The sequence below is a fragment of the Vulcanisaeta sp. EB80 genome (assembly GCF_002078205.2).
The window spans coordinates 1-20,382 of the sequence record NZ_LCWN02000037.1 but is presented as its reverse complement, the minus strand read 5'-3'; the positions used below and the strand labels follow the sequence as shown (position 1 = coordinate 20,382).

At 46.3% G+C, this 20,382-nt stretch carries 21 protein-coding genes and 1 tRNA gene; 12 read left to right on the top strand and 10 right to left on the bottom strand.

Going from position 1 to position 20,382, the window contains the following annotated elements; all coding sequences use genetic code 11:
• Positions 1–155: 155 nt before the first annotated feature.
• Positions 156–353 (bottom strand): hypothetical protein, encoded by a 198-nt coding sequence (locus B7L70_RS07540; protein WP_081227255.1) that lies wholly within the window; start codon positions 351–353, stop codon positions 156–158.
• A 101-nt stretch (positions 354–454) separates the two neighbouring features.
• On the opposite strand from B7L70_RS07540, the gene B7L70_RS07535 reads away from it, so the two are divergent.
• The gene (locus tag B7L70_RS07535; protein ID WP_143701587.1) at positions 455–1,963 is read left to right on the top strand and encodes a hypothetical protein; all 1,509 of its coding nucleotides are present in this window, start codon (positions 455–457) and stop codon (positions 1,961–1,963) included.
• Positions 1,964–1,975: 12 nt separating this feature from the next.
• On the opposite strand, the gene B7L70_RS07530 is transcribed toward B7L70_RS07535, so the two are convergent.
• The gene (locus B7L70_RS07530; protein ID WP_081227253.1) at positions 1,976–2,524 is read right to left on the bottom strand and encodes a hypothetical protein; all 549 of its coding nucleotides are present in this window, start codon (positions 2,522–2,524) and stop codon (positions 1,976–1,978) included.
• A gap of 167 nt (positions 2,525–2,691) precedes the next feature.
• On the opposite strand from B7L70_RS07530, the gene B7L70_RS07525 reads away from it, so the two are divergent.
• The 4 genes from B7L70_RS07525 to B7L70_RS07510 all read left to right on the top strand — a co-directional run bounded on the left by B7L70_RS07525 (position 2,692) and on the right by B7L70_RS07510 (position 4,320).
• The gene (locus tag B7L70_RS07525; RefSeq protein WP_081227252.1) at positions 2,692–2,904 is read left to right on the top strand and encodes a hypothetical protein; all 213 of its coding nucleotides are present in this window, start codon (positions 2,692–2,694) and stop codon (positions 2,902–2,904) included.
• Positions 2,901–3,107 carry a HepT-like ribonuclease domain-containing protein gene (locus B7L70_RS07520; RefSeq protein ID WP_081227251.1) on the top strand — a complete coding sequence of 69 codons (207 nt, stop codon included), beginning with the start codon at positions 2,901–2,903 and terminating at the stop codon, positions 3,105–3,107. The genes B7L70_RS07525 and B7L70_RS07520 overlap by 4 nt, the downstream gene beginning before the upstream one ends.
• The gene (locus B7L70_RS07515) at positions 3,097–3,495 is read left to right on the top strand and encodes a nucleotidyltransferase domain-containing protein (protein WP_081227250.1); all 399 of its coding nucleotides are present in this window, start codon (positions 3,097–3,099) and stop codon (positions 3,493–3,495) included. Before B7L70_RS07520 ends, B7L70_RS07515 begins: the two co-directional genes overlap by 11 nt.
• A 156-nt stretch (positions 3,496–3,651) precedes the next feature.
• Positions 3,652–4,320: a trimeric intracellular cation channel family protein gene (locus B7L70_RS07510; protein WP_081227249.1), complete on the top strand. Its 669-nt coding sequence runs from the start codon at positions 3,652–3,654 to the stop codon at positions 4,318–4,320.
• Positions 4,321–4,323: 3 nt separating this feature from the next.
• Here the strand turns inward: B7L70_RS07510 and B7L70_RS13035 are convergent, their stop codons facing one another.
• The 5 genes from B7L70_RS13035 to B7L70_RS07490 all read right to left on the bottom strand — a co-directional run bounded on the left by B7L70_RS13035 (position 4,324) and on the right by B7L70_RS07490 (position 10,550).
• On the bottom strand, positions 4,324–4,557 hold the full coding sequence (locus B7L70_RS13035; protein ID WP_143701586.1) for a hypothetical protein: 234 nt from the start codon (positions 4,555–4,557) through the stop codon (positions 4,324–4,326).
• A complete protein-coding gene (locus B7L70_RS07505; protein ID WP_081227248.1) occupies positions 4,505–5,812 on the bottom strand; it encodes a replication factor C large subunit in 1,308 nt (435 codons plus the stop codon). The genes B7L70_RS13035 and B7L70_RS07505 overlap by 53 nt, the downstream gene beginning before the upstream one ends.
• A gap of 7 nt (positions 5,813–5,819) precedes the next feature.
• Entirely contained in the window at positions 5,820–6,830 is a 1,011-nt protein-coding gene (locus B7L70_RS07500; RefSeq protein ID WP_081227257.1) for a replication factor C small subunit, read from the bottom strand.
• 94 nt (positions 6,831–6,924) lie between these two features.
• Positions 6,925–7,593: a 30S ribosomal protein S7 gene (locus tag B7L70_RS07495; protein ID WP_101940255.1), complete on the bottom strand. Its 669-nt coding sequence runs from the start codon at positions 7,591–7,593 to the stop codon at positions 6,925–6,927.
• Positions 7,594–7,676: 83 nt separating this feature from the next.
• Entirely contained in the window at positions 7,677–10,550 is a 2,874-nt protein-coding gene (locus B7L70_RS07490; protein WP_081227246.1) for an intein-containing RctB family protein, read from the bottom strand.
• Positions 10,551–10,687: 137 nt separating this feature from the next.
• On the opposite strand from B7L70_RS07490, the gene gatE reads away from it, so the two are divergent.
• On the top strand, positions 10,688–12,565 hold the full coding sequence (gene gatE, locus B7L70_RS07485; protein WP_081227256.1) for a Glu-tRNA(Gln) amidotransferase subunit GatE: 1,878 nt from the start codon (positions 10,688–10,690) through the stop codon (positions 12,563–12,565).
• Here the strand turns inward: gatE and B7L70_RS07480 are convergent, their stop codons facing one another.
• Genes B7L70_RS07480 through B7L70_RS07470 form a run of 3 tightly spaced genes read right to left on the bottom strand, consistent with a single transcriptional unit; the run spans position 12,566 to position 14,138 of the window.
• A complete protein-coding gene (locus tag B7L70_RS07480; RefSeq protein ID WP_081227245.1) occupies positions 12,566–13,180 on the bottom strand; it encodes a DUF3501 family protein in 615 nt (204 codons plus the stop codon).
• An 11-nt stretch (positions 13,181–13,191) separates the two neighbouring features.
• A complete protein-coding gene (locus B7L70_RS07475) occupies positions 13,192–13,665 on the bottom strand; it encodes a rubrerythrin family protein (RefSeq protein ID WP_081227244.1) in 474 nt (157 codons plus the stop codon).
• A 47-nt stretch (positions 13,666–13,712) separates the two neighbouring features.
• Entirely contained in the window at positions 13,713–14,138 is a 426-nt protein-coding gene (locus tag B7L70_RS07470; protein ID WP_081227243.1) for a Fur family transcriptional regulator, read from the bottom strand.
• A gap of 146 nt (positions 14,139–14,284) precedes the next feature.
• Between B7L70_RS07470 and B7L70_RS07465 the strand changes: the two genes are divergently transcribed.
• From B7L70_RS07465 to B7L70_RS07440, 6 genes are all read left to right on the top strand, one after another.
• The gene (locus B7L70_RS07465; protein WP_081227242.1) at positions 14,285–15,478 is read left to right on the top strand and encodes an acetyl-CoA C-acetyltransferase; all 1,194 of its coding nucleotides are present in this window, start codon (positions 14,285–14,287) and stop codon (positions 15,476–15,478) included.
• Positions 15,479–15,625: 147 nt separating this feature from the next.
• On the top strand, positions 15,626–16,414 hold the full coding sequence (locus B7L70_RS07460; RefSeq protein ID WP_238376157.1) for an ATP-dependent Clp protease proteolytic subunit: 789 nt from the start codon (positions 15,626–15,628) through the stop codon (positions 16,412–16,414).
• 36 nt (positions 16,415–16,450) lie between these two features.
• Positions 16,451–16,546: transfer RNA gene (locus tag B7L70_RS07455), tRNA-Gly, on the top strand.
• Between the two features lie 143 nt (positions 16,547–16,689).
• Positions 16,690–18,357 carry a hypothetical protein gene (locus B7L70_RS07450; RefSeq protein ID WP_081227240.1) on the top strand — a complete coding sequence of 556 codons (1,668 nt, stop codon included), beginning with the start codon at positions 16,690–16,692 and terminating at the stop codon, positions 18,355–18,357.
• An 18-nt stretch (positions 18,358–18,375) separates the two neighbouring features.
• Positions 18,376–18,930, top strand: a complete 555-nt coding sequence (locus B7L70_RS07445; protein ID WP_143701585.1) for a hypothetical protein — start codon at positions 18,376–18,378, stop codon at positions 18,928–18,930.
• An 851-nt stretch (positions 18,931–19,781) separates the two neighbouring features.
• Positions 19,782–20,382, top strand: a 601-nt coding sequence (locus B7L70_RS07440; RefSeq protein ID WP_162009129.1) for an MFS transporter, incomplete at its 3' end; no start/stop codon positions are given.

Genomic DNA, 20,382 nt, shown 5'->3' with positions numbered 1-20,382 from the left:
ACATTAAGTTTTATGGGAGTTTTATGGAGTTTTTATCACATATCATTATCTTGCCATACGTAGGCGAAAAAGCCGTCGAAGTAACTAGGAACCTAAGCATGGAGATATACGTAGGTGCTTAATTTTTACAACTTTGAACTTAAGCCCTAAGGGAATTAGCCCTCATCAAGTGATACCTTATCTATGTCTATACCCATATCTAATAACACGAACTTGGACACATAATGCTGCTTATCGGGCCAGTGAATAACGTATGCCTGCCTATATCTACCCTTCTTCACCTTAATCACAAGCGTACCATAATTACCGCATATGGGGCACCTAATCCTAATACCTAAATTCTTGTAATTCACATGAGATCTTTAGTGCGCTTATTTATAAGTCCTTTGTCTCATCTTTAAATACATCAAATGGGGTAAAGCTTAAATACCCCAGTTTTCCAGTACCCCTTATGGTGACGTATGACGCTCTAATGAAAGATCTCAACAATTCCGAGGTAGAGCTTTCCCGATTACCAGCGCTACTACATGAACTCAGCAATAAAATAGTTGAGAATTGGTCTGAATTGAAGAATAGCAACGAATACATTAGAAGCAGGAGAACAGCCTTCAACCGTTCATTTTATGAACTTAAGCCCTCAATAAAACTAAACATAATAATTACGAAGACGGATCATGAAATTAATGAAGAAATTATGAGACAGGTACTGGCTGGCTTAAGCATTAGTGATTTTTACATTGGTGAGAACCTAATCTCACTGTCTACCCCAGATTCCAAGTTAATTACAACTACAGTCTACGCACTTGGTAATGTGCTTCATAGAGAAAATATTAGTGTTTACCTTTATCCAATGGTAATGGAGGGTTTCAGGAAATTGAGTATTCCATTTCATATAACGATTAGGCGTAATGGTGAGTTAGATGATTTCGTAGTGAATGTCGATAGGGCTAGGTCGTTGATTAATAATCCCTCTATTCCTGATTACCTACGTTCCTGGTTAATATCAGCTGTTAATAATTGGGGTAGTGTTAGGGTTAAGAAGGGTGTTCGTTTTGTTTGGTATGCTGTTAATGGTTTGTTTGGTAGGAGTTCTGTGTTTGGTTGGTTTGTTGGTGATGGTGTTCTTGGTCATGTTGGTAGGGGTAGTTTTGATGTGGGTTTTTCGTTTGTTGTTGATGATGTGGTCAAGGCTTTCATGAGTGATTTCCTGTGTCGTCTTTATGGTTGTGGTGGTAGGTTCTTTGGTGGTTCTGGTGCTAGGGGTAGTGAGCATTACGTGGTTTGTCCGGTCAAGGCTGTCGTTATCAACGATATAATTTCTATTGCTAAGTCCTGGCCTGGGTATGCCCTGGTTGATAGGGTCCGTGAGTTGCTTGATGCCGTTAATTACTCAACACCGTGCCTTGGCTACAGGAGGCATCCTGTAATTAATGTGTTTGGGCATGAGTTGGTGCTTCGTAAGCATAACATGGGTCGTGGTTGGTATTTAACAAAGGTGAGTAGTGATAAAGAATTGATTGAGAACATAGCCAATGACCTGAGGGTGGCTGGGTTCGATGTGAGTGTTAGGGAGGGTAGGCATGGCTTCGAGCTTTACGTGCCTATTGAGGGCACTAAGAGGATTTTGAGGATGCTTGGGCTTTACGAGAAGTTTTATGGTGAGCCAAGAAGGCTGCCAAGTATTGACGAAGTAACCAAGGTACTTAGTAGTTTCCCTATCAAGAGGTGGCATGTGCATGTTGGTAAGGGACGAAATTCGAGGGGTTATGAGTACGAGGAGACTTGCCTATTGATATCCCTGGGAAATTCAGAGGCTGCTACCAAGCTCAGGGAGGTTCTGGCGAGCGTCGGTATTAGGGTTCGTAAGGTCGTGTGGGGCACGGTAATAATATGTAACCCCGAGGATAGGGAGTTGGTTGTGAAAGCCTTACAATCCTTGGGCTCAAATGATCCACCCAAGTGAGCCGTATCCCTATTATTTACAGGCTGTGATCCACCCAGTGTTTGTGGGTGTGTTGGCTATTGCTGTGGCTGATGCTATGTAGTAAATCTTCGTTGGGTAGAGGGTCCATGATGTCGTTGCCGACGCTACCTGCCCGGCGAAGTATATGCTCATTGTTTCTCCAACGCCTTCCCCAACATTGTCCTGGAGCGTTGGTGGTGAAATTCGTGGTGCCTTTAGTGTTCCTTCTCCGCCCCATTCCTGGTCGCCAATCGTTATCTCGCTGTGGAATGTGTACCCGGGTAGCCCGCTGCTATTTATCCATGCCGTGATCCAATGGATGTTGGTGCAGTTGGTGTTGTACTCGACCCACTGCCTTACTGTGTATACCGTTAGTCCAAGCGCGTCCTTACCTTCCCACTCCGCCAGTACGTATATAATTAATTCATCACCACTGGATTTAGGTGTGGGCGTTATGAATGATTTTATCTTCACAGTGATGCTAGCTGGTGTGTAAGCCGCTAGTAGGATTACCGTGAGTAATATGATCATGATTGCCATGATAACGCCTCTCCTACTCATAACCTTACTTGTTAATTATTGCCTAAATATAATTACAAGGTTTTATTGCAGGACCTTCTATTGGGGTTGTTTAGGCAGGGTGCGTGCTATCGCTTAACCATAGGTTCGATTATTACGTTCATTAATTGCAATGTTTAAAATTGTTGTGCTACTTTGTTGGTTTGGTTATGGGTGTTGATTGGGATTACGTTGATTCATTGATTAGGGATGTGATGGACTCGATAAATAGGGTAAATCGCTATGTCGGTAAGCCGTATAGTGAATTAAGTGAGGAGGAGAGGTTGGCGATTAGGTACTTAATAATAACGATGGTGGGATCCCTAAACGCCCTCGCCCTACACATAGTTAGGAGGCACTTTAATGAGAGGCCCGAAACCTGATCCACTCTCTGCGTGTCCTTAGGGATGGTGGGTTGATTGATGAGGCTTGCCTTAGGGATATTGTTGCGTTAATAAGGCTTAGAAACCTGCTTGTTCATAGGTACTGGGTCATTGATGATGAGAGGGTTTATTGGAGCGTCAGGAATAATTTTAAATGCATACTTGCGTTGTTGGATTCGATAAGGGGTTTGCGTGGGCGTTAAGTATAGGTACTTCAGGATCAACGATGCTGGGAGGAATAGGTTAATTGAAACTATAAGATCTGTAGTGAATGGGTATAGTGAGGTTCTCCTGGCAGTCCTGTTTGGCAGTTTCGTCGAACTTGGCAAGTTTAGGGATGTGGATATCGGCATTTACTGCAGGGGTGGTTGTTGGGACGTGGCTGTTGAGTTAGGTATGGAGCTTGAGGAACGTATTGGTCTGCCCTTCGACATAGTGGATATCGATGAGTCACCAATCACCCTCCAGTTAAGGATCTTTAGGGCAGGCATACCAATCCTCGAGAGGATCCCTGGACTGTTTGAACACTTATTCCTGCGTTCCCTCGACTATCAGTTCATGATTAGGCAATCACCGGAGGAAGTGACGTAGACTAAGCATTGTTTGATAATCACCGTCAAGTTTAATAACGTGTCGTCGTCGCGTTTTGTGTTTCGACTATTCATTACTTATTTGTCGTTTGTGGGCATTACCTTCGCTAATCATACTAGGATTAGGGTTAAATATTGCTGGTTCTCTTCGGTGTGCGTGGGTTTCGTCTCGCTGTTGATTAATGTGTTGAATTACGTGGGGATTATCGCGTTCGCATCGTCTGGCGCGTTTAAGGCTTACGAGAAGGGTTTGGATATACTGGGTGGTATTGTCCTCGGCTCCTCCGTCGCCCTGGCAGGTGGTATCATTAGGGATGTGCTGCTGGGCATTTTTCCGCCTACGAATATTGTCTATTTACCATATGCGGTAACGGCCATTACCGCATCCATAGTTGCGTACGCATTTTACCCCCTCGTATCAGGGTTTCGGGAGGCCTTCCTATACGCTGACGCTGTTGGCCTCGGCACGTTTGCTGCGGTTGGGGCTGAGATAGCGTATCAACATAGCCTCAATATACTTGGCATTATATTGATGGCTGCGATCACTGCGACGGGTGGTGGTGTTGTTAGGGATGTTTTGGCTGGCGAGGTTCCCGTGATATTTAGGCGTGATATTTACGCTACAATAGCGATGTTGGGCGGTATCCTATATGTAATACTGAGACCTGTGGTTGGTGGTGAGGTAGATATATTGGTCACTGCGGTATCTATAATACTCGTGCGATTCGTAATAATAATGAAGGGCCTTGATAAATCCTATGTAACAATACGTATGGTGCGGCATGGGGTTAATAATCGTGAAAGGGAAGCACTTAAACGTAAATAGATTTCAATCTTCAACAACATTGATGCCTAATTCGCGGGCTATATTTATCAACCTCTTAATGCGACTCCAGGATCTATCCCTAACAATCACGATGTTTCCTGCCTCTTCAGGTAATAACCCAAGTCTCCTTAACGCGTCACTAAGCTTTGTGTATGTGGCTTTATCCATTATGGCAACGTAATAATTACCTGGATCCTTTCTTCGGCTTACGTTCAGCCCCTCCGCCAGCCTCACCACCTTCGCCCACCCCCTCAATGCCTAATGCCCTCTCTACGCTATCCATCGAATACCCAAGAACTCTCATTAACCTCTCAAGAAGCTTTTTCTTAAATAGATCGCTGCCCGCCATAAGCCTTAGTAACGGCATGTAATATAATGAAACCTCCGAACTACTAGCATGCAACTCAATCCTGAGCCTATTAATGAGCGCATCCCTCAATTGCCTGGACTCCCTCGTTCTAGCCATGAGCCTTATTCTCTCGGGAAACGATAACCTAACAAACCTAGCCAATGGTGGTTTATTTCGTACTAGGGCTATGCCTGCCGTCATCAACTCAAGCATGTACGGCATTAACTCCCACCCCTGGGTCTTCACAATCCTACCCCTGACAACGTCGGAGAGCGATAGATTATCAAGTGCGTCGCTGAGGGCATCTACAGACTTTGCGTACACGGATGGTACGTTATCCAGAGCCCATGGGTAGTAGTTCTCCCAGTCAAAGCTAGGTAGGAACGTCACCGACCTAGCTTCATCAAATCTCCTTGCATGGAATACCTTATCCAGTACCTTGAACATATCGAATTGGTGAGCCCTCTCTGTGACTGTGACGTCATCTTTAGTGACGACCTTCTTACCCTCCGCAACTGCCTGTAGGTCGTTTATTGCGGCCCTAACGTCACCCCCAGATGACTCAGCAATGAGTTTTAACGCGTCCTCCTCACACTTAATACCCTCATTGTTGCAGATCCTCCTCAATATTGTCATTATGTCATCCTCATTCAATGGCTTCAACTGTATAACCTCCGCCTCATCCCTCAACTCCCTGAACTTGGGGTCCCAGGGGTTGTTCGCGGTCATTATTATGGGCCATGTTGACTCCCTAATCAACTCAATAATAGCCGCTAACCCACCCTTATCCTCCCTAACATTCAACCCATCAACCTCATCAAAGAGTATGATCCTACCCCTAAACCCAAAGAGCGAGCCCATCTTCATGGAACCCCCTATTACCTGCCTAATCCTCTCACCCGTCCTCACATCGCTCGCGTTAAGTTCTAGCACTTCATAGCCTTTCTCGTTAGCCAAAGCATAGGCGAGCGTTGTCTTACCAATACCGGGAGGTCCGGCTAATAACACGGCTCTCCTATTTGGTTTACCCTTCTCCCAGCTGTTTATCCAATCAAGTAGCGCCTTCTTAGCCTCATCTTGGTTCACAACCTCAGAGAGCTTCCTTGGTCTGTATTTCTCGACCCAAGGTATCCTCCTAGACACAACCTACTCACCTCCTCTTGGCAGGCGCCTTGGTTTCCTTAGCCGTGCTTAATCCATACTTCTTACCAATGAGCATGAGTCTCGCGAGTAGGGCTGATAGTTGTATCTCCTCATCAGAACCTTCGGTAAGCCTATAATCAATATCCGCCACAATTTCTGCAACTTCCACCTTAGCCTCCTCAGGTATCTGCACCTCACCGCTCAGTATTCGCCTCTGTACTGCCTTAAGTATTTCTATGCCAGATACGCCGTGTTCGTACATTAGCGCGCGTAACTTATCGCGAGCCTTTACGAAATCCCCACTGAATGCTATGTTCACTAGATCTATTATTTCCTTAGGTTCTATGAAGCCAACCGTCTTATAAACAATCTCAGGTGTTATCTCCTTGGCCGTGGCCGCCGCTGCCTGTAGTGTGTTTATTGCCTTTCTCATGTCCCCCTGGCTTATCTCCCAAATTGCCCCCAATGCCTCGTCGTTGATCTTAACACCCTCCCTCGATGCGATCTCCCTCAACCTAGCAATAACGGCATCCTTAGGCAGCGGTGCAAACCTAAATAACGCGCACCTGGACTGGATGGGCTCGATAATCCCAGACAAGTAGTTGGCTAGGAGTATGAACCTGGTGACGTTAGCGTACATCTCCATCATCCTCCTCAACGCCTGCTGCGCATCTGACGTCATGTTATCCGCCTCATCGAGTATTATTAATTTATACGGTGCCTTACCCATCGGTGCTGTCCTAGCGAATTCCTTAACTCTCTCCCTAATCGTGGTTATGCCTCTCTCGTCGCTTGCGTTGAGCTCGAGGACATTCTCACGCCAGGAGTCGCCGTAGAGCTCGTGGGCGATGGCAAGGGCCATGGTAGTCTTACCAGTACCAGGGGGTCCGAAGAATATGAGGTGTGGCATGTTTCCTGTTTTCACGAACTGCTTTATCCTCTCCTTAACCTCTTCCTGATCAATAATCTCATCAATCCTAGACGGCCTATACTTCTCAACCCATATTAGTTCTGCGATGGACATTGCAAGAGTATGAATTATTTCAAGGATAAATAAATTATTCTTTCCAGGTATTTGGGGAGGTAATATTATTAATAATATTGGAAGAGCCTCACCTTGCGCTTGCGGCAATTCTCTCCATCTCGTCTCTCTTCCTTACAGCGTAGGATTTCTGATCGTTCTGGGCAGTGGCCACTATTTCCTCGGCAAGGCACTCCTCAATTGGTTTTGGATTATTGAAAGAGCACTGCCTAGCCCCTTCCGTGATCCACCTAATCGCTAAATCAAGTCTCCTCAGCGGTGATACGTCAACCGATACTGGGTACGCTATACCGCCATAAACGACCCTCGTGATCTCCTCCCTAGGCGCTGCGTTGATTATTGCATCGACAAAGACCTGGATTGGGTTTTGCCCGGTCTTTAGGTAAACTATGTCAAAGGCTCTCTTAACTATGTTGTAAGCCTTGTGCTTCTTACCTGCATTCCTACCTGGATGCATTAATTGATTAATCAGTCTCTCAATGGCTGGTATCCTAGCCTTGCCAAACTTCCTCTTTTGATACCTACCTGACGTGTGCGGTAGATACATGGGCTTTAGGCATAAATACCTCCTAAGCCCTGGATCCTTAACCACAACATTATCAAAGGGCCACTTACCAAATAATTTTATTGGTTCACCATCTAAGGTCTTCAAATCCCTAGGGCACTCCTCGATTATCGTTACTCCACCGACTTGGTAAGTTACTGTCTCCTTGGGTAGTGTAATTTCCCGATCACTCATTACGCAGGTAAGTAACACGAATACCTTTTTAAACATTTACCAAGGTCGAGGATTGGTTGGAGGATGGGGTGGTATTATTTCAATTAGCCCTTCACAACACCAATTGGTACATGCCTCGAGATCCTCTTAGCCATACCCGTGGCCTCGGCAACCTCGGCCACCTTATCCACATTCTTATAGGCCTCAGGGGCCTCCTCACTTATTATCTCGCTCTCGGCAGACCTGACTATGATACCCCTACTCTCCAGGGTACTCCTAACCTTATTTGGCGGTAGCATCCTAACTGCGGCAGACCTACTAAGCGTCCTACCTGCGCCGTGAGGTGCTGTACCGAAGGTTACCTGGAATGATGTTGGTAAACCAATCAATACGTAGGACGCCGTACCCATACTACCTGGGATAAGCACTGGTTGACCGATATCCCTGTACTTAGGTGGTATTTCTGGCCTGCCTGCTGGGAATGACCTGGTGGCTCCCTTCCTATGCACTAGGACTTTCCTTACGTGACCTTCATCATCGATTATGTGATCCTCTATCTTAGCTATATTGTGGGCTACATCATAAACAACCTCAAGACCTAGTTTGTCTGGATCCCTGCCAAAGACTCTCCTAAACGCCTCCCTAACCCAATGCGTTATTATCTGCCTATTGGTCCATGCATAGTTAGCCGCACCCTTCATCGCAGCCAGGTAGTCCTGGGCCTCCTTAGTCTTCAACGGCATCGCAGCCAACTCCCTATCTGGCAGGAACAACCCCCATTGCCTCATTTTATTCTCGGCAACCCTTATGTAATCGGTGGCAACCTGGTGCCCAAGCCCCCTACTACCCGTGTGTATGAGCACCATTACCTGACCCTCTTGCTCAATACCAAGTCTCTTGGCCAGGTCTGGATCGAATATCTTGTTGACGACCTGGATCTCTATGAAGTGGTTGCCACTACCAGTCGTCCCAAGCTCATCCTTACCCCTCTCCTTAGCCCTCTGGCTAACCTTACCGGCGTCGGCGCCCTCATAATGCCCAAACTCCTCTATGTAGTTCTTATCATCAGACCAACCATAGCCCTTAGACAACGCCCAATCAACACCATCCTCAAGAACCCTATCCAAATCAGAGAAGGACAACCTAAGAAGCCCCGTCTCACCAACACCAGCTGGTACGAGCTTAAATATCGTATCAACAAGCTCCCTCAACTTCGGTCTAACCTCCCTCTCGGTTAGGTTCGTCCTCAACAACCTGACGCCGCAATTAGAGACCACAAATCCGTCGGCAATAAAATCATGTGGATCATCATTAAGTGTGACATCATAAACAAATCCGTTAAATGGCTCAATCTTGACGTCCTCAACCTCGTCCCATACGATATCACCGTAAACGTGCTCCTTCAACCAATCCTCAAACTTCGGGAAGTTCTTAGGAACCCTGGGCTTAGTCTTCCTGCCTTCGTAAATACTACGTTCAATAAATCTCTCATTAGCAAATTCCGAAGTAAGCGTAAGGATGATGGAGGTTTTCGTAGCACCGGCCTCGGCAAGAACCTTGGCTGCCCTCTCGACACTAGCCCTCTCCTCAATGACCCTCTCCTTAAGCCTAAGCCACGCAACGGCGGCTAAGGCCAACCTCCTCCTTAGTGGATTATATTCATAATTAATCCTGCCCCAAAGCCTAACTAGGTTCTCGGGCTCGTTGGATATGTAGAGTCTTAACCAAACCCTACCATTACCAGCCTCGATCCTATGTATACCAAGCACCCTAACGCCGAATTCACCGAGGAGCTCGGCAATGTCCTCCAGGAATTCAACGCCATCATCCTCCAATTCCTTTACTTTAGATACCGTAACGTAGGGCTGTTCGAAATTATAACCATTAATGGTCATTGGCTTGCTCATCTCGGCGCCGAAGTACGCCGCTAGGAACAACCTCTTTATCCACAAGGGCATATTCCTTAACCACCCAGGTACTCTGAATTGGGTATGTGTTTTCTTACCTGCAGGTGCTCCAAGGGCTATTAATAATTCCTTAAAGCTTCTGGAATTAACGTGTACTGCGCATTCATGGCTCATGGTCTCCTTGCCATTGATTTTCAATTTCCTCTCCCTGCAGTACACATTGGATGGTGTGAACCCAAGTGCAATTACATCCTGCCTCAACTCCTCAAGCCCCTCCCTAGAGCCGTAGAATGCCGTTATCTTACCCCTCTCGCCATTAAACGCTCCATCACCAATGAAGTACCCAAGCAGCTTTACTAAGTATGGTAGTTTGGGATTCCTAGCGTTAAGCGGTAATAATCCTCTCCTCTCAAGCTCCCTTCTAACGCTTGGTCTAAACCCGTCACCACTGAGTATCATTATGTCGGGCGGTTCCTCATAAGGCACACCTTCGAATGGAAATACGGCAACTCTCTGTCCAACCCTAATTTCGCCAGCATTGACCATACCGTTAGGCGTCAGTATTGGGTGGTCGACACTTGCCCTAATTTCGAAACCCGCCCTAGTCCTAATTCTAATTAACGACCTCTCCCACCTCCACAGGAATAACTTGATCTTCGTCCACGTAATACCCCCATTGTTTTTATCAATAGATACCAACTCACCACCCTTAAACAGCTTCTCTATAGGTACGGTATATCCAAACTTCGTCAACACCTTAGTGCCTGCGGGTAGGCAATTAATATCATACCCAATCCCTCCTGGGCTTACGACTCCCTCTTCCATGTCCATTGCGGCTACTCCGCCTACTGGGAATCCGTAGCCTTGGTGTGCGTCTGGTAGGGCTATGCTGTACTTGTAAATGCCCGGTAGGCACGCTACGTTTGCTGCCTGCTCCAGGGTCATGTCTGTCTTCATCTTCTCTATTAGGTCTTCATCGGCGAATATCCTGGCTGGTACTTTCATGCACGGCTTGTAGCCCTTCGGTATCTCCCACACGTACTTATCTATCCTCCTTAGTGGTGGTGCCATATTACTGCAATTACCTCAATGCCTCAGCGGTTTTATAAGGGTTTATCCTCAACCAACTTAATTCGTCGCATATCAGGTTGTTAATCAGTAGTCCTTGAATAATTTATAAAGGGATGTGTATTGTTAGTCACGTGCCCATTGATTACAGGGCTGTTGGTTTGAAGGTTGGTTTGGAAATTCACGTTCAATTAAACACAGGCAGGAAACTATTCTGTAACTGCCCACCTGTGATTAGGAATGACGAACCCCACTTCCGAGTCACCAGGAGGTTGAGACCCAGTATGAGTGAGCTCGGTGAGGTTGATCCAGCAGCCATGTGGGAGTTTAGGAAGCACAGGGTTTTCGTGTATGAGGGTTATTACGACACAACATGCCTCGTGGAGTTGGACGAGGAGCCTCCCCATGAGCCTGACCCCGAATCCCTCGAGGTGGCGTTGGCTGTTGCCCAGATGTTTAATGCGAAGGTTTTTGACGAGATCTACGTCATGAGGAAGATAGTGATTGATGGTTCAAACACCTCAGGCTTCCAACGAACAATGCTCGTGGCCCACGATGGCCTAGCCAAGTTCTTCGATTACAAGGTACCTATACAAACCATAGCCCTTGAGGAGGATGCGGCGAGGAAGATTGAGGAGAGGGGTGACACCGTGGTTTACAGGCTCGATAGGCTAGGCATACCCCTAATCGAGATATCCACAGGTATACTGACCTACAGTCCCCAGGAAATCATGGAGGTCGCGTACTACATAGGGCATAGCATTAAGATGACGGGCAAGGCGAAGAGGGGTCTCGGTACCGTTAGGCAGGATGTTAATGTGTCAATAAGTAATGGGGCTAAGACCGAGATTAAGGGTGTTCCGGACCTAAGTCTCATACCTAAGGTCATAGAGTACGAGGTTCAAAGACAATTGAACCTACTCGCTATCAGGGATGAGTTGAGGAGTAGGGGGGTTAGGGAGGATTGGTTCACTGAGGATTTCATAGACGTCACAGACATATTCTCAGGCACTAAATCCAACATACTGAGGAGGGTCATTGACACCGGCGGTAGGGTCATTGCAATAAAGGTCCCTGGGCTCAGGGGTATATTGGGTAAGGAGGTGCAACCAGGGCGTAGATTTGGTACGGAGTTGGCTGACAGGGTTAGGGTCTGGACAAGCCTTTCAGGGCTCATTCACAGCGATGAGTTGCCAGGCTATGGGATAACGGGTGAGGAGGTTTCTAGGGTATCCTCTAGGTTGGGTGTTGACTCATTCATACTCCTGGCTGGTAATAACGATAGGGATTTAGCGGATGCCGTAAAAGTCATAATCGGGAGAATCAAAGAGGCGATGTACGGTGTTCCTGAGGAGACCAGGGCAGCCAACCCTGACGGCACCACGAAGTTCATGAGACCCAGACCTGGCGCCGCTAGGATGTACCCGGAGACTGACCTTAGGCCCATTAGGGTTACGATAGAGATGCTGGAGAAAGCCAGGTCATTGATACCAGAGCCTATAGAGTCCAGGGTTAATAGGTACATTAGTTATGGTATGAGTAGGGAATTGGCCATGCAGGTTATTAGGTCACCGTACTATGACTTAATTGATTACTTAATTGAGGAGTTCAAAGATAAGGTCTCAGCCACGCTAATAGCGAATACTCTCGTTAATACATTGAGATCGCTGCAGAGGGATAGTGTTGACGTGTCTAGGATAAACGAGGAGCACCTAAGGGATTTGTTTAACGCCTTATCTAACGGTGCCATAACGAAGGAGGCGATACCCGACGTACTAAGGGCATGGGCTGAAGAACCTAGCGCAAACATAAACGCCATAATAGGGAAGCTTGGTTTATCTAAAATGAGTTATGGAGAGGTTAGGGAGGTGGTTTTCAAGAGGGCTAGGGAATTAGGCATTAAGGATAGGGATAAACTAATCAAGGCGTTGATTAGGGACTTAAGAGGTAGGGCAGATCCTAATGACGTAATCAGGGCGGTTGATGAGTATTTAAATACAGAGAAATCCTCACAATGATCAGGCTTGTAACCATTTAATTCCTAAACGCTTCACGGAGTTCCTTAGGGCAAGGACTTGTTCCTGGCTTAACTCTATAGTTTTATTAACCAAGCCATGGGTTATTGTCAACTTAACACTTGCGGCTTTCCTAACTTCCTCATCAAGCCCTGCCTTTCGGAACTTTAGATAATGTATACTCCTGGGTTGTGCGCCTGGGCTGTAATCCTCGGGATAGATTGGTACGGCACCTATTTTGTCTTCATTAATTATTAAGTACACTGACTTCTCAATACCTCCGTACTTGGGAAGTAGGTTTCTCAATTCATCATAGTTATACACATAGATGAAGAGCGTTAGGCTAATCTCGTCATTACCAGGTATCATCGGTGCGTAAGTCCTTATTGCCTCCTTAAGCACAGACTCGTCGTTAGTGCCTTCCAGGTACACGGTCTCCTCTATCTGGAACCACACGGTAATGGCATCCTCAAATAATGCCGTAACCCTATCATCAACCTTAACATACCTTGACGACTTATAATTACTCACAAGCGAGTATACCCTCTCCCTAATCTTTGAATACTCACTTGGTAAATACACATTATTTATTATTTTAATGAGCTCACTAGTTGACATTTAACCGCACCTTAAAGCTTGCCTAGGGTTTCATCCTCGATTTCTGTTTTAACGCCCTTAGTCTTGTAGTACTTCTCGAGAGCCTCATTAAACCTATTGGCATGGAACCTCTCGACCTTAGCCACGGCCTCAAGCCACTCGGCAACTTCCAGGAATCCCTCCTCCCTAGCCACCTTGGCAAAGCCAGGATACATTTGGGTCCACTCATACGTCTCACCATATATTGACGCCTTCAGTGCATCCTCGATTGTGTTTATTTCTATCTCAGCCACAGGATCAACACCGAGAAACATCAGGTGTCCAAATGCGTGGCCCGTCTCGGCATTTGCCGTCTTCTCGAATACCTCCGCTATATCATTCAACCCCTGCTGCCTAGCCAACCTGGCATAGTATAGGTACCTCCTATTAGCCATGGACTCTCCCTGGAACGCTATCTTGAGGTTTTCGTAGGTTTTAGTTCCCTTGGGTATTCTTTGCGTGCTCATACACTTACCTGTTAGGGTACTACTTTATAAATATTTCTTTTTCGAAATTATTTCGATTTAGATTTATTAAGGTATTCCTCACAATTACCACGTGCTATAACGATTAGGTCATCAATCCATATACCAGCTTTCCTAAGCTCGTTTTCAATCCATGCCACATCCACACCATTAACGTCAATTATCTCACCAGAATCCTTACATAAAACGTTCACATGGGGCTCCTTCCTAATTTCATACCAGGTCTTACCATCTAGCTCAAAGGACCTTACTAAACCGGCATTGACGAAGGCATTCAATGTTGTGTAGATAGTGGATATGCTGATGCTTGGTTCAATCTTCCTAGCCTCATTTAGTATTTGGTCAATGCTGAAATGCCCACCGTTTATTAATAACTTCAGTATTGTAATTCTCTGTGGTGTTACCTTCAATTTATTATTCCTCAATAACCTAATAATATACTCATCCGCATTCATCAGTTGTAATACGAAGTTATTGCGAAATAATAAATCTTTCTAGCTAGTAATAATTTGAGACGTTACAGCGGGATTGATTAACACCAGTATATATACACTATTTATAGGGAAGCATTATAACTTGCGGTTAATTACCATTGATTAATATGCCGGAGGATAGGGAGGCATATATCGTTTATTTCAAAAGAACAGCATTCTCTAGGGTTAAGCGTGAAGACCCTAAGTTCGATGTATTCTACGACATGAGTGGACCAACACTATTCTCAAAGTTACTTGTTAGGGCTGTTGAGGATCTTGGTATAAAGCCTGACACAATTGATCACATGATTGTTGGCAATGCACTTCAGGGCGGTGATAACTGGTCAATGGGTGGTAGGATACCTGTCTTTCTGGCAAAGTTTCCAGTTCATATACCAGCCATGGCGGTTGATATGCAATGCGCATCATCATTTGATGCCATTGGTATTGGAGCTATGGAAATCTGGACTGGGCAAGCCGATATAGTGTTTGCCGGTGGTTATGAACACCTGTCCAGGGTACCCATGTACAACAATCCATATATACTGCCCCACATGGAGCTCGTGACAAATCCTGAATATGCAATGTACGATATGGCCACAGGCTACGTGATGGGATTGACAGCCGAGAAGCTCGCGGCAATTAAGGGGATAGGTAGGGAGGAGATGGATAGGTGGTCATTAAGGAGCCATATGCTGGCGACCAAGGCATATGAGGAGGGTTACTTTAAGGATGAGATATTGCCAATAGAGGTTGTTAAGGATGGGCAGAAGGTCATTGTTGATAAGGACTTAAGTGTCAGGCCGAATACATCAATGGAGGCCTTGGCAAAATTACCACCAGCATTCAAACCAGGTGGAGTGATAACCGCTGGTAACTCAGCACCGCTCAACTCAGGCGCATCACTCGTAGTATTAATGTCCGGGAGGAAGGTCAGGGAATTGGGTGTGAAACCACTTGCTAGGATAGTATCACTGGGTTGGGCTGCTGTGGATCCATCAATAATGGGAGAGGGGCCGGTACCTGCATCAAGGAAGGCCCTGGCCAAGGCAGGACTTAGGGTTGAGGACATAGACCTTTGGGAAATAAATGAGGCATTCGCCGTAGTCACACTCAACGCAATTAAGGAGTTAGGTATTGATGAGAATAGGGTTAATGTTAAGGGTGGAGCCATAGCCATAGGACACCCACTTGGAGCCACAGGCGCCAGACTCGTGGGAACACTGGCTAGGCAGTTGCAATTGTATGGTAAGGAGTACGGTCTAGCAACGGCCTGCGTAGGTGGGGGCCAAGGGTATGCAGTGATACTTCAGAGGCCTTGATCACGAAGGGTTCATTTTCATGAGGGAAGAATCCTTTAAAATACCAATGAAATATTGAAAAAGTATGTTATTTCTTGATGTATATACACATACTTGGATACCTATTCTGGATAACTATTCATAGCAATGCTCTCACCATGGCTCTCAATGAGATCCTTACAACATGCCAGGCTTCGTCTGCTTGCATTGATGGAGCATAAATACGGTTATAGGGTCATAACAATGATACATAGACAGGAAAAGATAGGCCTTCTTGGCGTGCCAATTTACCGCTATATAGATATTGAGGATTCGGAGGCAATAATAAGGGCCATTAGAACAACACCTCCAAATGTGCCAATAATGATGATACTACACACGCCAGGGGGTCTCGTACTTGCGGCATCACAGATAGCTAGGGCACTTAAGGCGCACCCTGCCAAGAAGGTTGTTGTGGTGCCGCACTACGCCATGAGTGGCGGTACATTAATAGCCCTGGCTGCTGATGAAATAATAATGGATCCCAACGCAGTGCTAGGCCCACTGGATCCACAGTTGGGAGGCCCTGGCGGCATGTATTTACCAGCACCATCTATACTCAGGGCTGTGGAATTAAAGGGAAGGGATAAGGTTGATGACCAAACATTAATACTTGCCGACATGGCCGAGAAGGCGCTGACCCAGGTTAAGGAATTAGTGGCTGAATTAATTAGAGATAAGGTAGGAGAAGAAAAAGCTAAGCAGATAGCAGATAAACTCGTGAGTGGGTATTACACGCATGACTACCCAATCACCGTGGAGCAGCTCAGGGAGATGGGGCTAAAGGTGTCCACAGACGTACCACCAGAGGTCTATGAATTAATGACCCTCTACCCACAGGCACGCACAAACAGACCAGGCATCGAATACCTACCATACCCAATAACACCAAGACCAACAACCAGAGAGGGAAGATAACAACAAACTTAAAAATCAATAACTAAAAATAAGACTGCGGCCGTAGTCTAGCCTGGTCTAGGATGGCGGCCTTCCGATCCAGGCGAAGCAGAAAGCCGCAGAACCCGGGTTCGAATCCCGGCGGCCGCACCAAACAACGTTTCACGTTTTTGGTTTTCTGTGGGTGTGGGTTTGTAAGCCCAATCTAGGAAGGCGTTGAACTGTTTCAACCCAGCTTGAATCGCATTTCATGGGTGGGTGGGGTTAAAAAGTTCTGTATAGTGGGTAGTCTTTGTATGTTGTTTGTGTTTAGGGCTTTGTCTTTGGTTGTCCTTGCCTTGGCGATAGTTTCAATAGCCATTTTGGTTGCCAATAGTATTTACGCAGTCCCATCACTCACCTCCTCCATCCGAATTGGTAATTTTGGCGAGGTTAATTACTACGCATCGCAGCCTATGCCCAATGTTCCTCCTGGTTTGTTGGTTAGGGTTTTCCTTATCAACGGTTCGGTTGTTGAGCCTGTTAGGGCTTTTATTGATGTATACGCCAATGCACCGAACGGCATTGTCCATGTTGCCATGGGCTACTCGCCAACCCTGATTGTGTCGTTCAATGACTCGAACTGGCAGTATGTACTTGGCAAGTGGGCATCACTGGGCATACCATTCAGTGAGTACAACACGTCGATGCTCATATTCATAACATACGTAAAGGGTAATGAGTCGTGGATTGTGCCATTAGTCATACCGTACAATGTGGCTTGGGCGATTGGTGGAACAACACAAACAACAAGCCCGAGGTACATAGTCGTTAATGCCCTCATAAACGTCAACGAGCTTAGACCAAACAAGGTGGTTCCGGTGAGGCTGAACAGCACGGTCACGGACCCGCAGGTCTTTGGGACAGTTGGCAGTGGTTCTTCGGAATACGTAGTCTACAATTGTAGCCTGAGCGGGCCACGACCAAAGGATTACTTGTCACAATACCAATTCTACCCAACAAGCACATGCGTCGGGATCAACGGATCACTACCAATCACGTGGGCAACATGGGACAAGGGCGTACTACAAAGCGACAAAGGGTTACAGTTCGAGCTTAACATATACTTCTCGGGAACGATAAATTGGGACGCAATGGCAACTGGCTATGGCAATATAGGCACATCATATAGCGCAAACGAGAACTGGGTATGGAGCAGTCCAACGTATACCATTGGTTCCCAGATTACGCAGCCCGGCTCGGTGTATTGGTACTATGGGAATGCCACGTGGGCTATCGTTAATTATGAGGTGGTGTATGTAACTTATCGAGCTGTGATTCAAGTGGGTACTACGACTGTCTCTGAGGTGCTCTACGTACCACCAAATGATATTAACGTCAACCCAGCATTTGACTATGGCAATGGGACGATAAGCATGCTCTACAACGGTGCAATAACACTAAGCCAGCAGTACTTCGGATACCCAGCACTCAACGCCTCAACAGTCGTTGACTACGCGGCATTCATATACACATCAACGGGTCAGGAGTACCTCTACCAATGCAACGGACCAGTTACTAATGCTAGTACGACATCAGGTATCGCCTACGCAATAACGCTTGGCGGTGTTAACACTGCCTACGGCCTGAGCTCGGCTGAGCTCGGCACTGGGTTGGGTAGTTTGGCGCTTGGTATCGCAGCGATGTTGATAACGAAAGTGCCGCTTACTTACATATTGGGCGGTGGTTCGCAGGTGCTAGGCATTGCCAGCCTACTCGCACCACCATCAACCTCGACAACCGTGACAAGTACCTACATAGAGTTTTTCAACGTTAAAACCGGCACAAACCTCTATATCTCCGTAATCGACGCCTCGAAGGTCTATGGTTTACCGACCTTCGGCTTCATACTTAATGCCACGAGCTACTACGGGAACCCAACAACATACACATGCAAGTACGGCAAGGTCGCACAGATTGGGTGATGTGTGGTGGTGTCTCCCATGAACGTTAAATCCTTGTTTTGGTTCTTTGTTGGCTTTGTTTTTGTGAATTCCGTATTCTCGCTTTGGTTACTCCTTACTTCTATCTTGACGATAACACCAATACCCCTCCCGTATTGGTTGCTCTACACTCCCGGCAACATGGTTACTGCCGGGATGATTGTTGTGGTTTTGATGCTTGTTTTGTACACATACCTCGGTGTTGTTTTGGTTTTGAGTAAAATGAATAGGGGTTTCATACCGATAACAATGGTCATCGCATTCACCATTGGTTCAGCCCTACTACTGGCTAAGTTAGCCATACCTGCATTAGCCGTCTTGATAACTGCATACGTAATGCTCATTGGTACGTACATAGTCATAATAAGCGTGGCAACATCTAGGGCTTCCAAGGCTTTGTGGGGTGTTGCCACCATGATCTTGGCACTAATACCGCCAATACTCATTGGCGGTGGGCCGGCAGTCATTGATTACGTGAAATACATAGCAATCATAGAGCAGTCAGCGGCAATAATGGCATCGGCAGTGGAGGCGTGGAAACTGGGTAATGCCTAAACCCACAGACCCAATGATGGGCTAACAATCACGGCGAATCAGTTCCCTAATGCGTTCATGATTACCCCCGGCATTTTGAGGGACAAAGCCGACACACGCCATACACGAACTAATCGTGATTGGTAAGCTGAGGAAGGCACTGTGGATTAGGCACAAAACAGCAACACCAACCACAACAAACACCTAACACAACAACACGCACCAAGGCAAACCATGGAGAAACTACTGAAGGTGGTATTAACGTGAGGACCACAGGAGGCATAATCACCGTAACACCAAGTATCATTGCGAGAGGGCCTGCGTTGGTTTGAATACCCACACCACTGAAAACCCCCAGTGCTGTACATTCCCAGTAACCTACCGATCACATGTTAATAGGATACCATTCACACACAACCCATTAACAACAAAGCCACCAAGGATTAAGACGCTTAACCCGGCTCGGGCACCCCGGCGGGTTATTTTATTTTTTAATGGTTTAAAGGTTTTTTGTTCGTTCTCTTTGTCCCGGCGTTCCGCTGCTCCGCCTCATTGTTATGCCCGATCCGGGTTTATTTCTGTTTTGTGGGTATTTGTTTTCTCGGTGGGCTTCTTTGTTGGTTGCTCGGGTTGGGCATCTATAATGCACTTTCTATTCGGGTTGTCTCTTAAATTCTTCTTGACTAGGTCATTACCGTAAACTATGCTGTGAGTTTTGACTTATCTAATGAATTGCTTTTGCTCTACGATGATTATGGTGCATGAATTGTCGTGATATACGAAAGGTTTTTATTGTTACGGGCTTGACGTTTATGGTATGAGCGTCAAATTATTCGTCAGTGTTTTAGTACCATTCTTGATGAGTGCGTTTTGTGTTCTCGATAGTTTACTTATTCCCCGAATTATCCACTGCCTTTCACGTGGGGGTCGCCGCCCTATCCCTACTTGTGACCCTATCCTTCATCGGTGGTGCTGTTGGTGGTGTATTTCTTGGCATGGTTGCCGATGCCTACGGTAGGCGTGTAGGGTTGGCTCTATCCGTACTAATCTTCTCCCTATTCACCCTAATGGCTGGTTTTGCCGGTGGTTTATTAGAGTTGTACGTGTTTTGGTTTTTGGTTGGTTTTGGCGTTAATGCCGAGAATGGGATTACCTACGCCGTTGTTATCGAGAATTGGAGGAGCGGACGTGGCTTAATGGGTGGCTTACTTCAGGGCATATACTTCATAGGCATCGTACTTGATGCCCTAGTGAGTGGTGTGATTAGGGATTGGAGGCTTGTCCTAATCTCAATAGGTGCCACATCCCTCACCCTATCACTACCCCTAATCATGCTTGTTCCTGAAACGGCAGGTAGGATTGGTTTGAGGAGTGTTGGTTATGGTGAGTTGTTTAGGGGTTCCTTGCTCATTATTACTGTGCTTAGCACGGTATTGGTGTCCTCGGCATTTCTGTACACGATACCACTTGTTA